Origin of the sequence: Lentzea sp. NBRC 102530, assembly GCF_030269365.1 — a bacterium.
Lineage (GTDB): Bacteria > Actinomycetota > Actinomycetes > Mycobacteriales > Pseudonocardiaceae > Lentzea.
The window spans coordinates 429,180-449,940 of record NZ_BSTF01000002.1 but is presented as its reverse complement, the minus strand read 5'-3'; the positions used below and the strand labels follow the sequence as shown (position 1 = coordinate 449,940).

The 20,761-nt window shown below is 70.3% G+C and carries 22 protein-coding genes; 14 read left to right on the top strand and 8 right to left on the bottom strand.

Features of this window, described 5'->3' with window-relative positions; translation table 11 throughout:
- The first annotated feature begins 1 nt into the window (after position 1).
- Genes QSK25_RS05645 through QSK25_RS05630 form a run of 4 tightly spaced genes read left to right on the top strand, consistent with a single transcriptional unit; the run spans position 2 to position 3,499 of the window.
- The gene (locus QSK25_RS05645) at positions 2-1,057 is read left to right on the top strand and encodes a thiolase family protein (protein WP_285634008.1); all 1,056 of its coding nucleotides are present in this window, start codon (positions 2-4) and stop codon (positions 1,055-1,057) included.
- The gene (locus tag QSK25_RS05640; protein ID WP_285634005.1) at positions 1,057-2,199 is read left to right on the top strand and encodes a thiolase family protein; all 1,143 of its coding nucleotides are present in this window, start codon (positions 1,057-1,059) and stop codon (positions 2,197-2,199) included. Before QSK25_RS05645 ends, QSK25_RS05640 begins: the two co-directional genes overlap by 1 nt.
- Positions 2,196-3,056 (top strand): TIGR03619 family F420-dependent LLM class oxidoreductase, encoded by an 861-nt coding sequence (locus tag QSK25_RS05635; protein ID WP_285634002.1) that lies wholly within the window; start codon positions 2,196-2,198, stop codon positions 3,054-3,056. Before QSK25_RS05640 ends, QSK25_RS05635 begins: the two co-directional genes overlap by 4 nt.
- Complete coding sequence (locus QSK25_RS05630) at positions 3,053-3,499, top strand: nuclear transport factor 2 family protein (RefSeq protein WP_285634000.1); 447 nt, start codon at positions 3,053-3,055, stop codon at positions 3,497-3,499. Before QSK25_RS05635 ends, QSK25_RS05630 begins: the two co-directional genes overlap by 4 nt.
- A gap of 57 nt (positions 3,500-3,556) precedes the next feature.
- Here QSK25_RS05630 and QSK25_RS05625 read toward each other — a convergent pair whose 3' ends face one another.
- Positions 3,557-4,783, bottom strand: coding sequence for a cytochrome P450 (locus QSK25_RS05625; protein WP_285633998.1), 1,227 nt, complete (start codon positions 4,781-4,783; stop codon positions 3,557-3,559).
- Between the two features lie 121 nt (positions 4,784-4,904).
- On the opposite strand from QSK25_RS05625, the gene QSK25_RS05620 reads away from it, so the two are divergent.
- Positions 4,905-6,032, top strand: a complete 1,128-nt coding sequence (locus QSK25_RS05620) for a steroid 3-ketoacyl-CoA thiolase (protein ID WP_285633995.1) — start codon at positions 4,905-4,907, stop codon at positions 6,030-6,032.
- Here QSK25_RS05620 and QSK25_RS05615 read toward each other — a convergent pair.
- The 3 genes from QSK25_RS05615 to QSK25_RS05605 are packed head-to-tail and all read right to left on the bottom strand — an operon-like array spanning position 6,016 to position 8,571.
- Positions 6,016-6,951 (bottom strand): protein kinase family protein, encoded by a 936-nt coding sequence (locus QSK25_RS05615; protein ID WP_285633992.1) that lies wholly within the window; start codon positions 6,949-6,951, stop codon positions 6,016-6,018. The genes QSK25_RS05620 and QSK25_RS05615 overlap by 17 nt on opposite strands.
- A gap of 10 nt (positions 6,952-6,961) precedes the next feature.
- On the bottom strand, positions 6,962-7,816 hold the full coding sequence (locus tag QSK25_RS05610) for an SDR family oxidoreductase (protein ID WP_285633989.1): 855 nt from the start codon (positions 7,814-7,816) through the stop codon (positions 6,962-6,964).
- Positions 7,813-8,571 (bottom strand): SDR family oxidoreductase, encoded by a 759-nt coding sequence (locus QSK25_RS05605; protein WP_285633986.1) that lies wholly within the window; start codon positions 8,569-8,571, stop codon positions 7,813-7,815. Before QSK25_RS05605 ends, QSK25_RS05610 begins: the two co-directional genes overlap by 4 nt.
- Before the next feature lie 63 nt (positions 8,572-8,634).
- Here QSK25_RS05605 and QSK25_RS05600 point away from each other — a divergent pair, with 63 nt between their 5' ends.
- From QSK25_RS05600 to QSK25_RS05585, 4 genes are read left to right on the top strand one after another with little or no spacing between them, the layout of a single operon-like run.
- Positions 8,635-9,402, top strand: coding sequence for an enoyl-CoA hydratase family protein (locus QSK25_RS05600; protein ID WP_285633983.1), 768 nt, complete (start codon positions 8,635-8,637; stop codon positions 9,400-9,402).
- The gene (locus tag QSK25_RS05595) at positions 9,377-10,174 is read left to right on the top strand and encodes a CoA transferase subunit A (RefSeq protein ID WP_285633980.1); all 798 of its coding nucleotides are present in this window, start codon (positions 9,377-9,379) and stop codon (positions 10,172-10,174) included. Before QSK25_RS05600 ends, QSK25_RS05595 begins: the two co-directional genes overlap by 26 nt.
- On the top strand, positions 10,171-10,884 hold the full coding sequence (locus QSK25_RS05590; RefSeq protein WP_285633977.1) for a CoA-transferase subunit beta: 714 nt from the start codon (positions 10,171-10,173) through the stop codon (positions 10,882-10,884). Before QSK25_RS05595 ends, QSK25_RS05590 begins: the two co-directional genes overlap by 4 nt.
- Positions 10,881-11,930 (top strand): NAD(P)H-dependent flavin oxidoreductase, encoded by a 1,050-nt coding sequence (locus QSK25_RS05585; RefSeq protein WP_285633974.1) that lies wholly within the window; start codon positions 10,881-10,883, stop codon positions 11,928-11,930. Before QSK25_RS05590 ends, QSK25_RS05585 begins: the two co-directional genes overlap by 4 nt.
- Here QSK25_RS05585 and QSK25_RS05580 read toward each other — a convergent pair.
- From QSK25_RS05580 to QSK25_RS05565, 4 genes are read right to left on the bottom strand one after another with little or no spacing between them, the layout of a single operon-like run.
- Entirely contained in the window at positions 11,914-13,059 is a 1,146-nt protein-coding gene (locus tag QSK25_RS05580; RefSeq protein ID WP_285633971.1) for an acetyl-CoA C-acetyltransferase, read from the bottom strand. The genes QSK25_RS05585 and QSK25_RS05580 overlap by 17 nt on opposite strands.
- A gap of 24 nt (positions 13,060-13,083) precedes the next feature.
- Positions 13,084-13,680 carry a TetR/AcrR family transcriptional regulator gene (locus QSK25_RS05575; protein ID WP_285633968.1) on the bottom strand — a complete coding sequence of 199 codons (597 nt, stop codon included), beginning with the start codon at positions 13,678-13,680 and terminating at the stop codon, positions 13,084-13,086.
- A gap of 14 nt (positions 13,681-13,694) precedes the next feature.
- Positions 13,695-14,438, bottom strand: coding sequence for an SDR family oxidoreductase (locus QSK25_RS05570; protein ID WP_285633965.1), 744 nt, complete (start codon positions 14,436-14,438; stop codon positions 13,695-13,697).
- Positions 14,435-15,505: an acyl-CoA dehydrogenase family protein gene (locus tag QSK25_RS05565; protein WP_285633962.1), complete on the bottom strand. Its 1,071-nt coding sequence runs from the start codon at positions 15,503-15,505 to the stop codon at positions 14,435-14,437. The genes QSK25_RS05570 and QSK25_RS05565 overlap by 4 nt, the downstream gene beginning before the upstream one ends.
- 79 nt (positions 15,506-15,584) lie before the next feature.
- Between QSK25_RS05565 and QSK25_RS05560 the strand changes: the two genes are divergently transcribed.
- Genes QSK25_RS05560 through QSK25_RS05540 form a run of 5 tightly spaced genes read left to right on the top strand, consistent with a single transcriptional unit; the run spans position 15,585 to position 20,740 of the window.
- Positions 15,585-17,024 carry a FadD3 family acyl-CoA ligase gene (locus tag QSK25_RS05560; RefSeq protein WP_502881809.1) on the top strand — a complete coding sequence of 480 codons (1,440 nt, stop codon included), beginning with the start codon at positions 15,585-15,587 and terminating at the stop codon, positions 17,022-17,024.
- Positions 17,021-17,851 carry an enoyl-CoA hydratase gene (locus QSK25_RS05555; RefSeq protein WP_285633956.1) on the top strand — a complete coding sequence of 277 codons (831 nt, stop codon included), beginning with the start codon at positions 17,021-17,023 and terminating at the stop codon, positions 17,849-17,851. The genes QSK25_RS05560 and QSK25_RS05555 overlap by 4 nt, the downstream gene beginning before the upstream one ends.
- Positions 17,851-18,942 (top strand): acyl-CoA dehydrogenase family protein, encoded by a 1,092-nt coding sequence (locus tag QSK25_RS05550; RefSeq protein ID WP_285633953.1) that lies wholly within the window; start codon positions 17,851-17,853, stop codon positions 18,940-18,942. The genes QSK25_RS05555 and QSK25_RS05550 overlap by 1 nt, the downstream gene beginning before the upstream one ends.
- Positions 18,939-19,781, top strand: coding sequence for an acyl-CoA dehydrogenase family protein (locus QSK25_RS05545; RefSeq protein ID WP_285633950.1), 843 nt, complete (start codon positions 18,939-18,941; stop codon positions 19,779-19,781). Before QSK25_RS05550 ends, QSK25_RS05545 begins: the two co-directional genes overlap by 4 nt.
- Positions 19,778-20,740: an acyl-CoA dehydrogenase family protein gene (locus QSK25_RS05540; protein ID WP_285633947.1), complete on the top strand. Its 963-nt coding sequence runs from the start codon at positions 19,778-19,780 to the stop codon at positions 20,738-20,740. Before QSK25_RS05545 ends, QSK25_RS05540 begins: the two co-directional genes overlap by 4 nt.
- Positions 20,741-20,761 lie beyond the last annotated feature (21 nt).

Below are 20,761 nucleotides of genomic sequence, written 5' to 3'. Positions count from 1 at the left end.
CGTGCGTGACATTGCGGTAGTCGGCTTCGCGCAGACGCCCTGCGTGCGCGAGACCGACGGCACCACCAACGGTGTCGAGATGCTGGTCCCGATCTTCCACGAGGTGCTCGGCGGCCTCGGGCTCACCAAGACCGACATCGGGTTCTGGTGCTCGGGCTCGTCGGACTACCTGGCGGGCCGCGCGTTCTCGTTCGTCTCCGCGGTCGACGCGATCGGGGCGTTCCCGCCGATCGCCGAGTCGCACGTCGAGATGGACGCCGCGTGGGCGCTCTACGAGGCGTGGGTCAAGCTGCTCTGCGGCGAGGTCGACACCGCCCTCGTCTACGGCTTCGGCAAGTCCTCCGCGGGCCAGCTCCGCCGCGTGATGGCGATGCAGCTCGACCCGTACCTCGTCACTCCACTGTGGCCGGACACGCTCGGGCTCGCCGGCATCCAGGCGCGAATGGGCATCGAGAACGGCCTGTGGGACGAACGCGCGATGGCCTCCGTGGCCGCCCGAAGCCGCCGCAACGCCCTCTCGAACCCGCTGGCCCAGCTCTCGGGCGAGGTCGGGGCCGACGAGCTCCTCGCGTCGCCGTACGTCGCGGACCCGTTGCGGCGCCACGACTGCGCCCCGATCACCGACGGCGCCGCGACGATCGTGCTGGCCGCCGGGGACCGCGCGCGAGAGCTGTGCGAGCGACCGGCGTGGATCACGGGTTTCCAGCACCGCACCGACTCGCCGTCCTTCGGCACCCGCGACCTGACGACGTCTCCTTCCGCCGTGGCGGCGGGCAAGGCGGCCGGGGTGGACGGCGTCCAGGTCGCCGAGTTGCACGCGCCGTTCACCCACCAGGAGATCCTGCTCCGCCAGGCACTGGGCCTCGGCGACGACGTGAGCGTGAACCCGTCCGGCGGCGTCCTCGCGGGCAACCCGATGTTCTCCGCCGGTCTCGCCCGCATCGGCGAGGCCGCCCGCCGCGTCCACGACGGCTCGGCTTCCAAGGTCCTGGGCCACGCGACCAGCGGCCCGTTGCTCCAGCAGAACCTCGTCTGTGTCATGGAAGGGCGTGCGTGATGCGACCGGCAGCAGTGGTCGGCACCGGCCAGACGCACCACGCGGCCAAGCGCCTCGACGTGTCGATGGCGGGCCTGTGCCGCGAGGCGATCGACCGGGCGATGGCCGACGCGAACGTCGACTGGCCCGACATCGACGCCGTGGTCCTCGGCAAGGCACCGGACCTGTTCGAGGGCGTCATGATGCCCGAGCTGTTCCTGGCCGACGCCCTGGGCGCCGTCGGCAAACCGTTGCTGCGCGTGCACACCGCCGGCTCGGTGGGTGGCAGCACCGGCAACGTGGCCGCGTCCCTGGTCCAGTCCGGCGTCCACGACCGGGTGCTCGCCGTGGCGTTCGAGAAGCAGTCCGAGTCGAACGCCATGTGGGCGCTGTCCGTGCCCACCCCGTTCACCATGCCGGTGCACGCGGGCGCGGGTGGCTACTTCGCCCCGCACGTGCGTTCCTACATCCGCCGTGCCGGCGCCCCCGAACACGTGGGCGCGATGGTCGCCGCCAAGGACCGCCGCAACGGCGCTCTCAACCCGTACGCGCACCTCAAACAACCGGACATCACCGTCGAGTCCGTCCAGGCCTCCACCATGCTGTGGGACCCGATCCGCTACGACGAGACGTGCCCGTCCTCCGACGGCGCCTGCGCGGTGGTGATCTCCGCCGAACCCACCTCGGGCAGGGCCGCCTGGATCCGTGCCACCGCGATGCGCACCGAGCCCACCACGTTCGCCGGCCGCGACCAGGTCAACCCGCAGGCGGGCCAGGACGCCGCCCGCGCCCTGTGGAAGCAGGCGGGCATCACCGACCCGCTGTCCGAAGTGGACGCGGCCGAGATCTACGTGCCGTTCTCCTGGTTCGAACCGATGTGGCTGGAGAACCTCGGTTTCACCGACGTCGGCCAGGGCTGGAAGCTCACCGAGGCGGGCGAGACCGCTCTCGGCGGCCGCCTCCCGGTGAACCCGAGCGGCGGTGTCCTGTCGTCCAATCCGATCGGCGCCTCCGGGTTGCTGAGGTTCGCCGAGGCGGCCATGCAGGTCATGGGCACCGCGGGAGACCACCAGGTGGACGGCGCACGAGTAGCACTGGGCCACGCCTACGGCGGCGGCTCGCAGTTCTTCGCCATGTGGGTAGTCGGATCGGAGAAGCCGTGAAGTTCACCGTAGGCATCGCCATGAGCCCGCTCGACCAACTGACCGAGCTGGCCCAGTGCGCCGAGGAGTGCGGCTATGCGTCCATCGCCCTCCCGGACTCCCTCTTCTTCTCCGAGAAGGTCTCCGCCGACTACCCGTACACCCCGGACGGCTCCCGGATGTGGAACGCCGACACCCCGTGGGTGGACCCGTTCGTGGCGGCCGCGGCGATGGGCGCCGTGACGTCCCGGATCCACTTCTACACACAGGTGTTGAAGCTGGGTTCCCGCAACCCACTGCTGCTGGCCCGCCAGGTCGGCTCCGTGGCCCACCTGACGGGCAACCGCTTCGGCTTCGGCGTGGGCCTCGGCTGGTCCCCCGAGGAGTTCGAGTGGTGCGGCGTCCCGTTCAAGAACCGCGGCCCCCGCGTGGACGAGATGATCGACGTCCTCAAGCTGGTCCTGGCCGGCGGCATGGTCGAGTACCACGGCGACTACTTCGACTTCGACCGCCTGCAGATGTCCCCGGCCCCCACCTCTCCCGTTCCGTTCTACGTGGGCGGCCACAGCCCGGCGGCCCTGAAGCGCGCGGCCCGCGTGGGTGACGGCTGGACCTCGGCGATGATCAAGTTCGAGGAGCTCAAGTCGGTCATCGCGACGCTCGACGACCGGGGGGCGTTCGAGCGGCCGTTCGAGATCCAGGCCGTCTGCATCGACCGCTTCGGCCTCGACGGCTACAAGCAACTGGCCGAGGTCGGCGTGACCGACACGATCGTCGTGCCGTGGCTGTTCTACGGCGTCGGCTTCGACGGCTCCCTCCAGGCCAAGAAGGACGGACTTCGGCGCTTCGCCGACGAGGTGATCGGAGAGTTCGCGTGACCGCAGCAGCCGTGACTTGGACGGCGTCCAAGACCGAAACCCCGGCACGGGTGGCGTCCTGGCGTTCCATGGAGGCCGTGTCGAGCGGCAGGAAGGACGAGTGGCTCGCCCTGTTCGCCGAGGACGCCGTCGTCGAGGACCCGGTGGGGCCGTCGATGTTCGACACCGAGGGCAAGGGCCACCACGGCAAGGAGGCGATCGCGGCGTTCTGGGACCTCGCGATCGCCAACGTGGAGCGGTTCGAGTTCGCGATCCACGACTCGTTCGCGGCCGGCAGCGAGTGTGCGAACGTGGGGACGATCAGCGCGTTCCTGCCCGGCAGCGCCCGCGTCGACACCGAGGGCGTGTTCGTCTACAACGTGGGCGAGGACGGGCTGATCAAGTCGGTGCGGGCGTTCTGGGAGACGGAACGAGCGATGGCGACTCTGCGCGTCGAATCGTAACAGGGCACGGACGGCTGAGGGCCCCTCCGCGACACCGGAGGGGCCCTCAGCCGTCTCTCACGCGTACTGGACGCGGAACTCCTTGATCCCGTTGAGCCACCCCGACCGCAGCCGCCGCGGCTCGGCCACCTGCTTGATGTTCGGCATGGCGTCGGCGATGGCGTTGAAGATCAGGTCGATCTCCAACCGGGCCAGGTTCGCCCCGATGCAGAAGTGCGCACCACTCCCCCCGAACCCGAGGTGCGGGTTCGGGTCCCGGGTGATGTCGAAGCTCTCCGGCGCCTCGAACACCTCTTCGTCGAAGTTGGCCGACGAGTAGAACATCCCGATCCGTTGCCCCTGCTTGATCTCCACGCCGCCCAGCTCGGTGTCCGCCATCGCCGTGCGCTGGAACGACACCACCGGCGTGGCCCACCGGACGATCTCGTCCCCGGCGGTGGCCGGCCGCTCGGCCTTGAACAGCTCCCACTGCTCGGGGTGGTCGAAGAACGCCTTCATCCCGTGGGTGATCGCGTTCCGAGTCGTCTCGTTGCCGGCCACCGCCAGCAACAGCACGAAGAACCCGAACTCCTCGGAAGCCAGCCCGGCCCCGTCCACGTCCGCCTGCACGAGTTTGGTGACGATGTCCTGGCGCGGGCACTTCCGCCGGTCCTCCGCCATCGTCCACGAGTACCCGAGCAGCTCGGTGGCCGCGGTCAGCGGCTCGATCTCGAACTCGGGGTCGTCGTAGGCGATCATCTGGTTCGACCAGTCGAAGATCTTGCGCCGGTCGTCCTGCGGGATCCCGATCAGCTCCGCGATCGCCTGCAACGGCAACTCGCAGGCGACGTCCGACACGAAGTCCCCGCTGCCCTTCTCCAACGCCTCGGCGACGATCCGCTCGGCCCGCGACGCCAGCGCCTCGCGCAGCGAGTTGACGGCACGGGGCGTGAACCCGCGCGAGACGATCGCACGCTGCTTGGTGTGCGTGGGCGGATCCATGTTCAGCAGCAGCAGCCGCTGCATCTCGATGTTGTCGCGCGGCATGTCCTCCTTGAACCGGATGATCGCCGTGTTCTCGCGGCTGGAGAACAGCTCGCTGTTGCGCGAGACCTCCTTGACGTCCCGGTGCTTCGTCACCACCCAGAAGCCGTCGTCGGGGAACCCCGCCGACCCCTGGGGGATCGAGTTCCACCAGATCGGCGCGGTGCGGCGCAGTTCGGCGAACTCCTCGAACGGCAACCGACTCGCGTACATGTCGGGGTCGGTGAAGTCGAAGCCTTCCGGGATGCGGGGCTTGCCCACAGGCACCTCCTAGGTGGAACGCGTTCTATCCGATTCAAACACGCTTGCGGCTTGTGCTGAAGCCCCCACACGGCCAATCTGGAGCCAGGCAGGAACGTGTTCTAGTTTTGAGGAGGCTCGCGTGGGCAGTCCGGTGATCGTGGGAGCGGTGCGCACGCCCATCGGCAGGAGGAACGGGTGGCTGTCCGGCCTGCACGCCGCCGAACTCCTCGGTGCGGCGCAGCGAGGACTTCTTGACAGGACCGGCGTCGATCCGTCCACGATCGAACAGGCCATCGGCGGCACGGTCACCCAGGCGGGCGAGCAGTCGAACAACATCACCAGAACCGCCTGGCTGCACGCGGGCCTGCCGCAGACCACGGGCTGCATGACCGTCGACGCCCAGTGCGGGTCGGCGCAGCAGTCGACGCACCTGATCGCCGGGCTGATCGCGGCCGGGGCGATCGACGCCGGCATCGCGTGCGGGGTCGAGGCGATGAGCCGGGTGCCGTTGCGCGCCAACGTCGGCGAGACCGGCATGCCGCGCCCCGAGTCGTGGGCCATCGACCTGCCCAACCAGTTCGTGGCGGCCGAACGGATCGCCGAGCGCCGCGGCATCGGGCGCGAGGAGGTCGACCGGTTCGGGGTGCAGTCGCAGAACCGGGCGCGCACCGCGTGGACGGAGGGCCGGTTCACCGCCGAGGTCGTGCCGGTGAAGGTCGGCGAGGAACTCGTGGACACCGACCAGGGGCTCAGGGAGACCAGCCTCGAAGCACTCGCGGCGCTCAAGCCCGTCGTCCCCGACGGCGTGCACACCGCCGGAACGTCATCGCAGATCTCGGACGGCGCCTCGGCCGTGATGGTCGTGAGCGAGGAGTTCGCCCAAGCCCACGGGCTGAAGCCCCGAGCACGGATCGTCACCCAGTGCCTGATCGGCTCGGACCCCTACTACCACCTGGACGGCCCGGTCGACGCCACCGCGCGGCTGCTCCAGCGCAGCGGCATGAAGATGGCCGACATCGACCTGTTCGAGGTCAACGAGGCGTTCGCGTCCGTCGTGCTGTCGTGGGCGTCGGTGCACCGGCCGAACCTGGACCGGGTCAACGTCAACGGCGGCGCGATCGCCCTCGGCCACCCCGTCGGCAGCACCGGCACGCGGTTGATCACGACCGCGCTGCACGAACTGGAACGCCGGGACGCCTCCACCGCGTTGATCACGATGTGCGCGGGCGGCGCGCTGGCCACCGGCACGATCATCGAACGGATCTGAACGGGTACCGCGCACACCGCGACTCGTGCTGGAACCGGCGGTAGAAGTCCTTCATGACCGCGGCGACGTCGTTGTGCCGGTGCAGGACCTCGGCGACGCGCGGCGGAACCCCTTCGGCCCGCAACGCGTACGCGAACCACATCACCAGGTGCGTGACGGTGTAGTGGCGGTCGTAGTCCCGGTGCTCGGCGAAGAACGCGATCTCCTCCTCGTCCAGCTCGAACGCCGAGGAGATCGCGAGGCCGTAGTCGGCGAAGTACAGGCGCGAGCCGTCGGTCAGGACGTTCCGGAAGTGGCCGTCGAAGTGCAGCAGGCCCCGGGAGTTCATGAACTCCACCCCGGCCGCCAGCTCCCGTTCGACCATCTCGCAGGCACTTTCGAGATCGTCGCACGCGTTCAGCCAGTCGTGCAGGTCGTGCGGCAGGTGCTCCACGAACACCGCGATGCTCGACGTGGCCGTGCGCAGGTCCTCGATGCGAGGTGCGACCTCCGGTCCCCAGTAGTCGACGGCCTGGTCCAGCTCCGCGGGCAACGTCTGGTCCGGGTGTGGCAGGACGCGCCAGTGGTACGTCAGCGGGAAGCCGTCGTACGAGCCGTCCAGCACCCAGCCGGTGGTCATCTCGTGCACCGCGACCTCACGCCACGCGCCGAAACCCGCCGCACCGATCAACCCGACGCCGTAGTGCGCGTGCACGGGCAGGTCGTGGAGGTTCGCCGTCGAACCGGGGTTGCGCAGCTCCAGGTCGGTCAGCGGCAGACGCTTCACGAACACGCGCGTGCCCTCCACGTCCAGCGACGCGGTCGGCCCGCCGATGCCCGAACCGGCCGGCTCGGCCCGTTCCACCAGGTCAGCCAGCTCCTCGTCGCGCAGGCGCGCCAGAGCGGCCGAGACGGTGGCGTACGCGGCGAGACGGGTCACATGATCGAAGTTACTCGGCTCCGTAGACCGGCGTCGGATGATCGTCCGCCACCAGCTTGCGCACGACCACACCCAGTTCGTCCGGCGACCACCGCGCCCCCTTGTCGATCTCCGGTCCCCGCTGCCACCCGTGCACCACGCACACCCGCCCGCCGTCGACCTCGAACATCCGGCCCGTGACGTCCCCGGCCTCCTCACTGCCGAGCCACACCACCAGCGGCGAGACGTTCTCCGGCGACATCGCGTCGAACCCCTCGGCAGGGGCCGCCATCACGTCCGCGAACGTCGCCTCGGTCATCCGCGTCCGCGCGGCGGGCGCGATCGCGTTGACCGTCACGCCGTAGCGGGCCAGTTCCGCGGCCGCGACCAGCGTCAACGACGCGATGCCCGCCTTGGCCGCCGAGTAGTTCGCCTGCCCGACACTGCCGAAGAGCCCGGCACCGGACGACGTGTTGATCACCCGGCCGCTGACCGCCCCGCCCGCCTTCGCCACGGCACGCCAATGCGCGGCAGCGTGGTGCAAGGTCGCGAAGTGCCCCTTCAGGTGCACCCGGACGACCTCGTCCCACTCGTCCTCACCGCACCCCACGACCATCCGGTCCCGCACGATGCCCGCGTTGTTGACCAGCACGTCCAGCCCGCCGAACGCCTCGACCGCTGACGAGACCAACCGCTGGGCACCGGACCACGTGCCCACGTCGTCGGTGTTCACGATCGCGGTGGGCCCGATCATCGCGGCGACCTCGCCGGCGACCTCGGCCGACAGGTCGTTCACCACGACCCGTGCGCCCGAAGCGCCGAACGCCAGCGCGTGCGCCCGGCCGATGCCCCGCCCCGCACCCGTCACGATCACGACCCGGCTCATGAACTACCCCCATCGGCTGCCGTCAGGAACGCGGGTGCCTCTCCCCCGCCATGCACGACCAACGTCGCGCCACTCACGTAAGAGGCCAGCGGTGAAGCCAGGAACACCGCGCACGCACCGACTTCGTCCGGCGTCGCGAGGCGTCCCAGCGGCACGGTCCTCGCCACGGCCTCGATCCCGGCCTCCGAGCCGTAGTGCAGATGGGACTGTTCCGTCCGCACCATCCCCACGGCCAGCGCGTTGACCCGCACCTTCGGCGCCCACTCGACGGCGAGCGACGACGTCAGACTGTCCAGACCGGCCTTCGCGGCCCCGTAGGCGGCGGTCCCCGGCGACGGCCTCCGCCCGCTCACGCTGCTGACGTTCACGATCGCCCCGGAACCCTGCTCCTGCATGACCGCGTTCGCCGCCTGCGACACCAGCAACGGTGCCAGCAGGTTCAGCTCGACGATCTTCGAGTGGAAGCGCGGCGAAGCCCTGTCCGCCAACGCGAACGGCGCACCGCCCGCGTTGTTGACCACCACGTCCAACCGCCCGTGCTCCGCCACCACCGCGGCCACCAGCCCGGACACCTGGTCCGCGTCCCGGACGTCGCACGGCACGAACGACGCGCCCTCGACCTCGGCGGGACGACGGGCACACGTGACAACGACAGCGCCCGCCGACAGGAACGCACGGGTGATGCCGAGACCGACACCCCGCACTCCGCCCGTCACCAGGACCACTGCTCCGTCGAGGTCCAGTTCCACCAGCACCTACCCCGGTCGCTCCGGCACTGCTAAATTACCAAGCAATCGCTTGGTTCGGAAGGCGGCTCCATGGGAATCTCCAGCAGCCACACCGAAAACGGCATCATCGAAGTCACCATCGACTACCCGCCGGTCAACGCCATCCCGTCGCAGGGCTGGTTCGAGCTGGGCAGGACCATCACGGCGGCGGGCGAGGACCCGGACGCGCGCGTGGTGATCCTCAGGGCCGAGAACCGCGGCTTCTGCGCGGGCGTCGACCTGAAGGAGATCCAGCGGACCGAGGGCTACAACGCGCTCGTCGCGGCGAACCGGGGGTGCTTCAAGGCCTTCGCGGCCGTGTACGACTGCGAGGTGCCGGTGATCGCCGCGGTGAACGGCTTCTGCCTCGGCGGCGGGGTCGGGCTGGTCGGCAACGCGGACATCGTCGTGGCCTCCGACGACGCCACGTTCGGCCTGCCCGAGGTCGACCGGGGCGCGCTCGGCGCGGCCACGCACCTGGCCAGGCTCGTGCCGCAGCACCTCATGCGGACGCTGTACTACACGGCCCGCAACGTCAGCGCGCACACCCTCCACCACCACGGCAGCGTCGTCGAAGTCGTCCCGCGCGCGCAGCTCGACGACGCGGCACGCGAGATCGCCGAAGAGATCGCGAAGAAGGACACGTCGGTGATCCGCGCGGCCAAGGAGGCGATCAACGGCATCGACCCGCAGCGCGTGCACCAGAGCTACCGCTTCGAGCAGGGCTTCACCTTCGAGCTGAACCTCACCGGTGCGTCGGACCACGCCCGGCAGGCCTTCCTGGACGGAAACCATGCGCGACAAGCGAATGACAGCTGACGAGGTCGTCGGCGAGATCAAGGACGGGATGACCGTCGGCATCGGCGGCTGGGGCTCGCGGCGCAAGCCGATGACCCTGGTCAAAGCCTTGCTGAGGTCCGAAGCGAAAGACCTCACCGTCGTCACCTACGGCGGCCCGGACGCCGGAGTGCTGTGCGCGGCGGGCAAGGTGCGCAAACTGGTCTACGGCTTCGTCTCGCTCGACACGATCCCGTACGACCCGTGGTTCAAACGGGCGCGCGAGACCGGCGCGATCGAGGTCCTCGAACTCGACGAGGGCATGTTCCAGACCGGGCTGCGGGCGGCCGCGCACCGGTTGCCGTTCCTGCCGATCAGAGCGGGCCTGGGGTCGGACGTCCTGAAGTACGCGCCGGAAATCAAGACCGTGCGGTCGCCCTACGACGACGGCGAGGAACTCGTCGCCATGCCGGCGCTCAAGCTCGACGTGGCGCTCGTCCACCTCAACCGCGCGGACAGGCACGGCAACGCCCAGTACCTCGGCCCCGACCCGTACTTCGACGACCTCTTCTGCCTGGCCGCCGACCGGCGCTACGTCTCGTGCGAGCAGGTCGTGGAGACGTTCGACGGCCCGCCGCAGACGTTGCTGCTCAACCGGATGATGGTCGACGGCGTGGTGGAGGCCCCTGGTGGTGCGGGGTTCACGAGCTGCGTACCCGACTACCCGCGCGACGAGGCGCTACAACGCGAGTACGCGAACGCCGCCGCGGACCTGGAGCAGTGGCCCGCCTTCTACGAGAGGTTCCTCCGATGAGCGACATCACGCGGGCCGAGGTCTGCGTCGCCGCCTGCGCCGACCTGTTCCTGGGCGCCGGGGAGACCCTCGCCAGCCCGATGGGCCTGATCCCGTCGCTCGGTGCGCGGCTGGCGCGGCTCACCACCGAACCGGACCTGCTGCTGAGCGACGGCGAGGCGTTCCTGCTCACGCCGGAGTCCACTGTGGAGGGCTGGCTGCCGTACCGGAAGGTGTTCGACGTGGTCGCGCACGGGCGGCGGCACGTCGTGATGGGCGCGAACCAGGTCGACCGGTTCGGCAACCAGAACATCTCGGCGATCGGCGACCACGCGAAACCCACCCGGCAACTCCTCGGGTTCCGCGGCGCACCGGGCAACACCGTCAACCACCGCACCAGCTACTGGGTGCCGAAGCACAGCCCGCGCGTGCTGGTCGAGGCCGTGGACGTGGTCTCGGGCGTCGGCTACGACAAGGCGGCCGGACCGTTCCACGACGTCCACCGCGTCGTCACGAACCTCGCCGTGCTCGACTTCGCCACGCCCGGCCACTCGATGCGGATCGTCTCGGTGCACCCCGGCGTCTCGGTCGACGAGGTGCGGGAGCAGACGTCGTTCGACCTCGTCGCCGAGGACGTCACCGAGACCCGGCTCCCGACCGACGAGGAGCTGCAGCTGATCAGGACCAGGCTCGACCCCGGAGCCAAGCGGGACAAGGAAGTGCCGGCATGAGGACCGCGCTGACGGACCTCGTCGGCGTGCGGCACCCGGTCGTGCAGACCGGGATGGGCTGGGTCGCCGGGCCCAAGCTGGTCTCCGCGACCGCCGAAGCCGGTGGCCTCGGTGTCCTCGCCTCGGCGACCATGACCTACCCCGAACTCGAAGCGGCGATCAAGGAGACCCGGTCGCGCACCTCCGCGCCGTTCGGCGTGAACCTGCGCGCGGACGCCCACGACGCCCCCGAACGGATCGACCTGCTGATCCGCGAGGAGGTGAAGGTCGCTTCCTTCGCGCTGGCACCGAAACCGGACATGATCGCGAAGCTGACCGACGCGGGTGTCGTCGTCATCCCGTCGATCGGCGCGGCCAGGCACGCGGAGAAGGTCGCGAAGTGGGGCGCGCACGCCGTGATCGTCCAGGGCGGCGAGGGCGGCGGCCACACCGGCGGGGTCGCCACGACGTTGCTGCTGCCGAGCGTGCTGGACGCCGTCGACATCCCGGTGGTCGCGGCCGGTGGCTTCTTCGACGGCCGGGGGCTCGCGGCAGCGCTCGCGTACGGCGCGGCCGGCATCGCGATGGGCACCCGGTTCCTGCTCACCCGGGAGAGCACCGTCCCGGACCCGGTGAAACAGGTCTACCTGCAACGGGATCTCAACGGCACTGTCGTGACGACGCGCGTCGACGGCCTGCCGCACCGAGTCCTGCGCTCGGACCTGGTCGAGCACCTGGAGAAGGCCGGCCGGATCAGCAGCCTCACCAGGGCGATCACGAACGCAGCCCGGTTCCGGCAGCACACCGGGCTGAGCTGGCGCACGATGATCCGCGAAGGCCTGGCGATGAAGCACGGCAGGGACCTCACCTGGTCCCAGGTGATCATGGCCGCGAACACGCCGATGCTGCTCAAGGCAGGACTGGTCGAGGGCCGCACGGATGCGGGCGTGCTCGCGTCGGGTCAGGTCGCGGGACTCCTCCACGACCTGCCCACCTGCGCCGAGCTCATCGAGTCGATCGTGCGGGACGCCGAGACCGCGATCGACCGGCTCAGAGCCGTTCGATGATCGTCACGTTCGCCTGACCGCCGCCCTCGCACATCGTCTGCAGCCCGTACCGGCCCCCCGTGCGCTCCAGCTCGTGCAGCAACGTCGTGAACAGCTTCGTGCCCGTCGCGCCGATCGGGTGGCCCAGCGCCAACGCCCCGCCGTTGACGTTCACGCGCCCGAGGTCGACCTCGAGCTCCTTGGCCCACGCCATCGCGACCGACGCGAACGCCTCGTTGATCTCGAACAGGTCGATGTCCGCAATGGACATCCCGGCCCGGTCGAGCGCGTACTTCGTCGCCCGGATCGGCGCGGTCAGCATGTAGATCGGGTCCGATCCGCGCGCCGACATGTGGTGCACGCGCGCCCGCGGCGTCAGCTTGTGCTCGCGCACCGCCCGTTCCGACACGACCAGCACCGCCGAGGCGCCGTCGGAGATCTGCGACGACAGCGCGGCCGTCGTCCGTCCCCCGGGCCGCAACGGTTGCAGCTTCGCCATCTTCTCCGCGCTGGTGTCCGGCCGCGGGCACTCGTCGGCCGCGATCCCGTTCACCGGCGCGATCTCCCGGTCGAACCGCCCCTCCTTGATCGCGGTGATCGCCCGGAGGTGGCTCTGCAGCGCGAAGTCCTCCATCTCGCGCCGTGACAGGTCCCAGCGCACGGCGATCAGGTCGGCCGCCCGGAACTGGCTGACCTCCTCGTCGCCGTAGCGGTGCTGCCAGCCCTCGCAGCCCTCGAACGGACTCCTCGCTCCCGGACCGGCCGTCATCGCCGAGCCGATCGGCACCTGCGACATGTTCTGCACGCCGCCCGCGACCACGACGTCGGCCGTGCCGCTCATCACCGCCTGCGCCGCGAAGTGCAGCGCCTGCTGGCTCGACCCGCACTGCCGGTCGACCGTCACACCCGGCACCTGCTCGGGGAAACCGGCGGCGAGCCAGGACGTCCGCGCGATGTCGCCCGCCTGCGGGCCGACGGTGTCCACGCAGCCGAAGATCACGTCGTCCACGTCCGTCGGGTCGACGTCGACGCGGCCCAGCAGCGCCGTGATCACGTGCGCGCCGAGATCGGCGGGGTGCACGTGGCTGAGCTCGCCACCACGCCTGCCCGCCGGGGTCCGCACAGCCTCGATGATGTACGCCTCGGCCACGAGGGCCCTCCTTGTCCGTCCTTGCTACGTCTTGGCGTTCTTCCGGCGGCCCGTGGCGATGCCGTCGAGCAGGATCGCGAGGTACTGGTCGGCGACCGCGTCCGCCGCCAGGTCGCCCTCCGGCCGGTACCACCGCACGGCCACCCACACCGTGTCGCGGATGAACCGGTACGCCACGTCCACGTCGAGGTCGGCGCGGAACACGCCCGCGCTCATGCCCTCCTCCAGCAGCACCGTCCACAGCTTGCGGAACTCGACGCTGCGGTCCTCGATGTAGGCGAACCGCTCGATCCCGGTGAGGTGCTTGGCCTCGTTCTGGTAGATCGCGACGGCCGCGTGCCGGGTGTCGATCGACTCGAACGACGCCACCACCAGCGCCTTCAACGTCTGCTTCGGACCGAGACCGGCCTCCACGATCTCCCGGTACGAGCTGAACAGCTCGTCCAGGAACGTCCGCAGGATCTCGTCCACCATCGACTCCTTCGAGTCGAAGTGGTGGTACAGGCTGCCGGACAGGATGCCCGCCGCGTCCGCGATGTCCCTCACCGTCGTCTGGCCGTAGCCGCGTTCGGCGAACATCTGCGCGGCGAGCTCCAGCAGCTCGGCCCTCCGGGTGCTCATCGTTCGGTCCTTCCTCACGGGTGCTGACTGCTCACCGAGACGACCTCGCCCGTCAGGTAGGACGAGTAGTCGCTGGCGAGGAACACGATCACATTCGCGACCTCCCAGGGCTCGGCGGCGCGCCCAAAGGCCTCCCGGGACGCCAGCTCCGTCAGCAACTCCTCACTGGTGACCTTGGCCAGGAACGGGTGCGCCGCCAAGCTGGGCGCGACGGCGTTCACCCGGATGCCGTGCTCGGCGACGTCCATCGCGGCGCACCTGGTCAGCGCCATGACGCCCGCTTTCGCTGCGGCGTAATGGGCTTGACCCCTCTGGGCCCGCCAGCCGATCACACTGGAGTTGTTAACGACGACACCGCTTCGCTGGGCGACCATGTGGCGTAACGCGGCCCTGGTGCAGCGGAACGTGCCGTTGAGCGTGACGTCGAGAACCCTGGCCCACTCCTCGTCGGCCATGTCCGTGATCGCCTTCTCACCGCCGAGGCCGGCGTTGTTGACCATCACGTCGATGCGGCCGTGGCGGGCGACGGTCTCGTCGACGAGCCGTTGCACCTGCTCTTCCTTGGTGACGTCGCACGGGATGGCGTGATCGGTGCCGAGCTTCTCGTGGGTCTCCTCGAGCCTGCGCTCGTGCCAGTCGCTGATGACCACGGTCGCGCCCTCTTCGAGGCAGCGCTGCGCGGTGGCCGAGCCGATGCCGGTGCCCGCCGCGGCCGTGACCACGACGATCTTGCCCTTGAGCAGGTCGTGACCGGTCATCGCGGCAGCCCCAGGATGCGGTGGGCGATGATCTCGCGCTGGATCTCGTCCGACCCGCCGTAGATGGTCTCGGCGCGGCTGAACAGGAACATCCGCTGCCACTCGTTGTCGTCGATCATCGACTCCGGGCCGAGGGAGTCCATCGCGAGTTCGCCGAGCCTGCGGTGCCAGCCCGCCCAGAAGAGCTTCAGCACGGACGCCTCCGGCCCCGGTTCGTCGTCGAGGGTTCTGAGTGTGTGCGAGCGCATGACGTGCAGTTCCACCCACGCCCTGGTGAGGCGTTCGTCGTCGCTGTTCGCCATGATCGCGTCGAGCTGCCGGCGGAAGCCGACCTGGTGGCCGAGCATCGCGGTGCCGCGTTCGAACCCCAGGGTGGCCATCGCGATCTTCCAGCCCTCGCCGGGCTCGCCGACCACGTTCTCCTCGACCGTCACGGCGCCGTCGAAGAAGACCTCGTTGAACTCGGACGTGCCGGTGAGCTGGCGGATCGGCCTGACCTCGACGCCGGGCTGGTCCATCGGCACGAGCAGGTACGACAGGCCGTGGTGGCGTTGCGAACCCGGCTCGGTGCGGCACAGCACGAAGATCCAGTCCGAGTAGTGGGCGTTGGACGTCCAGATCTTCTGGCCGTCGATCACCCACCTGCCGCCTTCGAGGCGCGCTTTCGTCTGGACGGAGGCGAGGTCCGAACCCGCGCCCGGTTCGGAGTAGCCCTGGCACCACAGCTCGTCGAGGCTGCGGATCCTGGGCAGGAAGCGTTCCTTCTGCTGCCGCGTGCCGAACGCGACGAGCGTCGGCCCGAGCAGGCCCTCGCCGACGATGTCGACCTTGGCCGGGGCGTCGGCCTCGGCGTACTCCTCGTGGAAGACCACCTGTTCCTCGACCGTGCGCTCGCCGGGCCAGCCGAGGCACGTCCAGCCGCTCCGCGCGAGGTGCCGGTGCCAGCGCAGCCTGCCCTCGAACGCCTCGTGCTCGCGGCCGGGACCACCCAGGCCACGAAGCTCAGCGAACTCACCGACGAGGTTGGCGGACAACCATTCCCGCACCTCGCGCCGGAAGGACTCCATGCGCCATACTCTAACCTACCAAGCACTTGCTTTGGAGGGCGTCGTGTCGAACGTTCCAAGCAGGGAAACGGTTTCAGCCGTGCTCGAAGGCGCCGCTGCTTCGTACATCGACGCGGAGGCGTTGGTGGACGGGGAGGTTCGCCTCTCGTTCCGGGAGTTGCGTGCCGCCGTGCTGACGGCCGCGCGGGCGCTCGCCGGGATGGGCGTGCGGCCGGGTGACCGGGTGGCGTTGTGCGCACCGAACTCCGGGGCCTGGGTGGTGGCGGCGCTCGGGGCGTTGCACGCGGGGGCGGCGCTGGTGCCGATCAACACCCGGTTCACGGCCACCGAGACCCTGGACGTCCTGCGGCGCAGCGCCGCACGCGTGCTCGTGGTCGAGGGGTGGTTCCTCGGGCGGGATCGCGAGGCTGAACTGCGGGCGTTGTCCGCGGACCTGCCCGCGGTGGTGCGGCTGCCGTTCGAGTGGGTGGACGCCGACACCGCTCTTCCGGTGCTGGAGCCGGATCAGCTGTGCGACGTCATGTACACGTCCGGGACGACCGGGCGCAGCAAGGGTGCGATGAGTGCGCACCGGCAGTCGTTGGGCGTTGCGGAGGCCTGGGCGGCGTGCGGCGAGCTGACCGCCGCCGACCGCTATCTGATCGTCAACCCCTTCTTCCACACCTTCGGTTACAAGGCGGGGATTCTGGCCTGTCTGCTCAGCGGGGCGACGATCGTGCCGCAGCCGGTGTTCGACGTCGTGGAGACGATGCGGCTGATCGAGCGCGAGCGGATCACCGTGCTGCCGGGGCCGCCGACGATCTTCCAGGCGTTGCTCGACCACCCCGAGCGGTCGTCGTTCGACCTGTCGAGCCTGCGGCTGGCGGTGACGGGGGCCGCGGTCGTGCCGGTGGTGCTGGTCGAACGGATGCGCGCCGAGTTGTCGTTGACCGTGCTGACGGCCTACGGGCTCACCGAGGCCGTGGTCGCGACGATGTGCCGTCCTGGTGACTCACCGGAGACGGTGGCGTACACGTGCGGGGCGCCGATGGCCGGGTTCGAACTGCGGCTCGGCGAGCGGAACGAGGTGTTGCTGCGCGGGCCGAACGTGATGCTCGGCTACCTCGACGACCCCGAGGCCACGGCTCTCGCCGTGGACGCGGACGGCTGGCTGCACACCGGGGACGTCGGCGCGATCGACTCGCGCGGGTACCTCTCGATCACCGACCGGCTCAAGGACATGTACATCTGCGGCGGGTTCAACGTCTACCCGGCCGAGGTCGAACAGGCGCTGGCCCGGCTTCCCGGAATCGCGGAGGTGGCCGTCGTGGGCATGGCCGACGCACGTCTCGGCGAGGTGGGCCTGGCGTTCGTCGTGACGGCTCCGGGTGCCTCGCTGGACGCCTCGGACGTGATCTCGTTCTGCAAGGAGCGGCTCGCGAACTACAAGGTGCCGCGTGCGGTCGAGTTCGTGCCCGCGCTCCCCCGCAACGCCATGGGCAAGGTCCTCAAAACCCGACTGCGCAAGGAGAACGCGTGACTGTCACGTACGAACGGCGGGACGCGGTCGCCGTCGTGACCCTGAACCGCCCCGAGTACCGCAACGCGCAGAACTCGGCGATGACCTACGCGCTGGACGAGGCGTTCACCCGCGCGGTGGACGACGACGAGGTGAAGGTGATCGTCCTGGCGGGCGCCGGTGACCACTTCTCGGCGGGCCACGACATCGGCTCGCCCGGCCGGGACGTCGACCAGTCCTTCGAACGCAGGGCGGTGATGTGGTGGGACCACGTCGGCCGCGAGGGCGGTGACCTCCGGTTCGCCCGCGAGATGGAGGTCTACCTCGGCATGTGCCGGCGGTGGCGGGAGATCCCGAAGCCGACGATCGCGATGGTGCAGGGCGCCTGCGTCGCCGGTGGCCTGATGCTCGCCTGGATCTGCGACCTGATCGTCGCCGCCGAGGACGCGTTCTTCGCCGATCCGGTGGTGCGCATGGGGATCCCGGGCGTCGAGTACTTCGCGCACCCGTGGGTCCTCGGCCCGCGCGCCGCCAAGGAGGTGCTCTTCACCGGCGACCGCTTCTCGGCCCAGCGCGCCTACGAGTGGGGCATGGTCTCGCGCGTCGTTGCCCGTGACGCGCTGGAGTCGACGACTTTCGAGCTGGCCGGACGGATCTCGGCGATGCCGCGGTTCGGGCTGGCGCTCGCCAAGAAGGCGGTGAACCAGTCCGAGGACCTGATGGGCCTGCGGGCAGGCATGGACTCGGTCTTCGGCCTGCACCACTTCGCGCACGCGCACAACGCCGAGGTCGGTTCCGACGCGCTGGCCGGGATGGACGCCCGCGCGATGAAGAGGGCCTCCGGCTGATGGACCTCGACCTGGACGCCGCCACCCTCGACTTCCAGTCCGAGGTGCGCTCGTGGCTCGCCACCCACGTCCGTCCACTGTCCTCGATGGACACCGCCGCGGGCTTCGCGGAGCACCGCGCGTGGGAACGTCAGCTCGCGGACGCACGCCTCTCGGTCGTCTCGTGGCCCCGCTCGTACGGCGGGCGCGAGGCGTCTTTGCTGCAGTGGCTGGTGTTCGAGGAGGAGTACCACGCCGCCGGAGCGCCCGGCCGGGTCTCCCAGAACGGCATCTTCCTGCTGGCGCCCACCTTGTTCGGCTTCGGGACCGACGAGCAACGCGACCGGATCCTGCCCGCGATGGCCCGCGGCGAGCAGGTGTGGGCGCAGGCCTGGTCCGAACCGGAGGCGGGCTCGGACCTGGCGTCGTTGCGCGGCACCGCGACCCGCTGCGACGGCGGCTGGCTGCTGAACGGCGCCAAGACGTGGAGCTCCCGCGCCGCCTTCGCCGACCGCGCGTTCGGCCTGTTCCGCACGGGCCCCGGCGAACGCCACCGCGGCCTGACCTACCTGCTCTTCGACCTGCGCGCCCCCGGCGTCACCGTCCGCCCGATCGACCAACTCGACGGCGAACCGGGCTTCGCCGAGATCTTCCTGGACGACGTCTTCGTGCCGGACCAGGACGTCGTCGGCGAGGTGGGCGACGGCTGGCGCGTGGCCATGAGCACCGCGGGCAACGAACGCGGCCTCACCCTGCGCTCCCCCGGCCGGTTCACGGCGGCGGCGTCCCGGCTGGTGGAGCTGTACCGCAAGAACCCCGACCCGGCGTTGCGCGACCGCGTGGTGGACGCGTGGATCGGCGCCCAGGCCTACCGGCTGCACACCTACGGGGCGTTGGCGTCACCTCTCAGCGGTCCGGCGGCGAGCGTCACGAAGGTGTTCTGGTCGGAACTCGACGTGGCGCTGCACGAGACGGCGCTCGACCTGCTCGGCGAGGTGGCGCCGGGGTGGCGGGACGGGTGGGTGTTCTCGCTGTCCGGCCCGATCTACGCCGGTACCAACGAGATCCAGCGCAACGTGATCGCCGAACGGATCCTGGGGCTGCCGCGATGATGTTCACGCTGTCACCGGAGCAGACGGACCTCGCGGCCGTGCTGCACGGGTTCCTGGGGTCGGGCAAGACCGATCTCGCCTCGCTCGGCGTGGACGAGGTGACCGACCCGGTCGACCTGGTGGTGGTGTTCGAGGAGATCGGGCACCACGCGCTGGCAGGGCCGTGGATCGAGACGCTGGCGGTGGTGCCGATGCTGCTGGGTGGGGCAGGGGTTGGCGCTGGGACCGGGGCCGAGCCCGGGGCGACCTGGTCGGTGGCCTTCCCGCCCCTGCTCCCCCACGCGGTCCGAGCCGACCGCTACCTCCTCGCCGACGCCGACACCCTCCACGAGGCCACCCCCACCGCCGAACCGGAGTCCGTCGACCCGACCCGCCACCTGGTCGGACTCTCCCCCGGCCCGGTGATCGCCACCGGCGTCCCCACCGCCCGCGCGTTCGACCTCGGCGTCCTCACCTGCTCGGCCCAGCTGCTCGGCCTCGGCCGGGCCGTGCTGGAGATGACCACCGCGTACGTCAAGGCGCGCCACCAGTTCGGCCAGCCCATCGGCCGGTTCCAGGCGGTCAAGCACCACCTCGCGAACGTCCTCATAGGACTCGAACTCGCCCGCCCGCTCGTCCGGGGTGCCGCCGTCACCCTCACCACCCGCGACGTGTCGGCCGCCAAGGTCGCCACCTCCGACGCCGCCTGGCAGGCCGCCCGCACCGCGCTGCAGGTGCACGGCGCGATCGGCTACACCGCCGAGCACGAGCTGGGCCGGTTCCTCCTGCAGACCCGAGCCCTGCGCACGGCGTGGGGCAGTCCGTCGTTGCACCGAGCCCGCGTGCTGGAGGCGTTGTGACCCCCGAACAACTGGCACTCAGGGACGCGGTCCGCGGCTTGCTCGCCAAGCACTCGGACGTCCGCGCCGCCGTCGAAACCCCGCACGGCTACGACGAGGACGTGTGGGCGCGCCTCAGCGGCATGGGTGTGCTGCCGATCCCCGAGGAGTTCGGCGGTTCCGGGGCCACGGCCCAGGACACCTGCGTCGTGCTCGAAGAACTCGGCCGCACGCTCACGCCGTCTCCGTTGCTGGCCACGACCATCGCCACGCACGCGCTGCTCAGCGTCAAGCACGACGAACTGCTGCGGAGGATCGCGAACGGCGCCATCGCCACCCTCGCCTGGCCGTGGGACGGCACCCAGGTCACCGGCGGCGACCACCTGACCGGCACCTTCCGGTACGTCCTCGACGGCGACCACGCCGAGATCCTCGTCGTCAGCGACGGGGAGCACCTCTACGAGGTCCGCGAAGTCACCCCCGAGCACACCCCGGCGATGGACCGGACCCGTCGGCTGGCCACCGTCCACCTCGACCGCGCCCCGGCCACGCGGCTCGGTCCGTGGGACCCGGCGGTCCGGACGGCGGCGATCGCGGCGCTGGCCGCGGAACAGGTCGGCACGGCGGCCAGGGCGCTCGAGCTCACCGTCGAGCACACGAAGACGCGGGTGCAGTTCGGCAGGCCGATCGGGTCGTTCCAGGCGTTGAAGCACCGCATGGCCGACATGCACGTGCTGGTCGAGACGGCGCGGTCGGCCGCGGGAGCCGTCGTCGACGAGACCAGCGCGACGGTGGCGAAGGTCTACTGCTCGGAGGCGTTGTTCGCGGTCGCGGCGGAGATGGTGCAGCTGCACGGCGGCATCGCGATCACCTGGGAGCACGACGCGCACCTCTACTTCAAGCGGGCGCACGGCAGCCGCCAGTTGTTCGGCAGCCCGCAGGACCACTTGAAGCAGCTCGCTCGTTCCGCCCACAAATGATCAACACGCTGCCTAGACTCC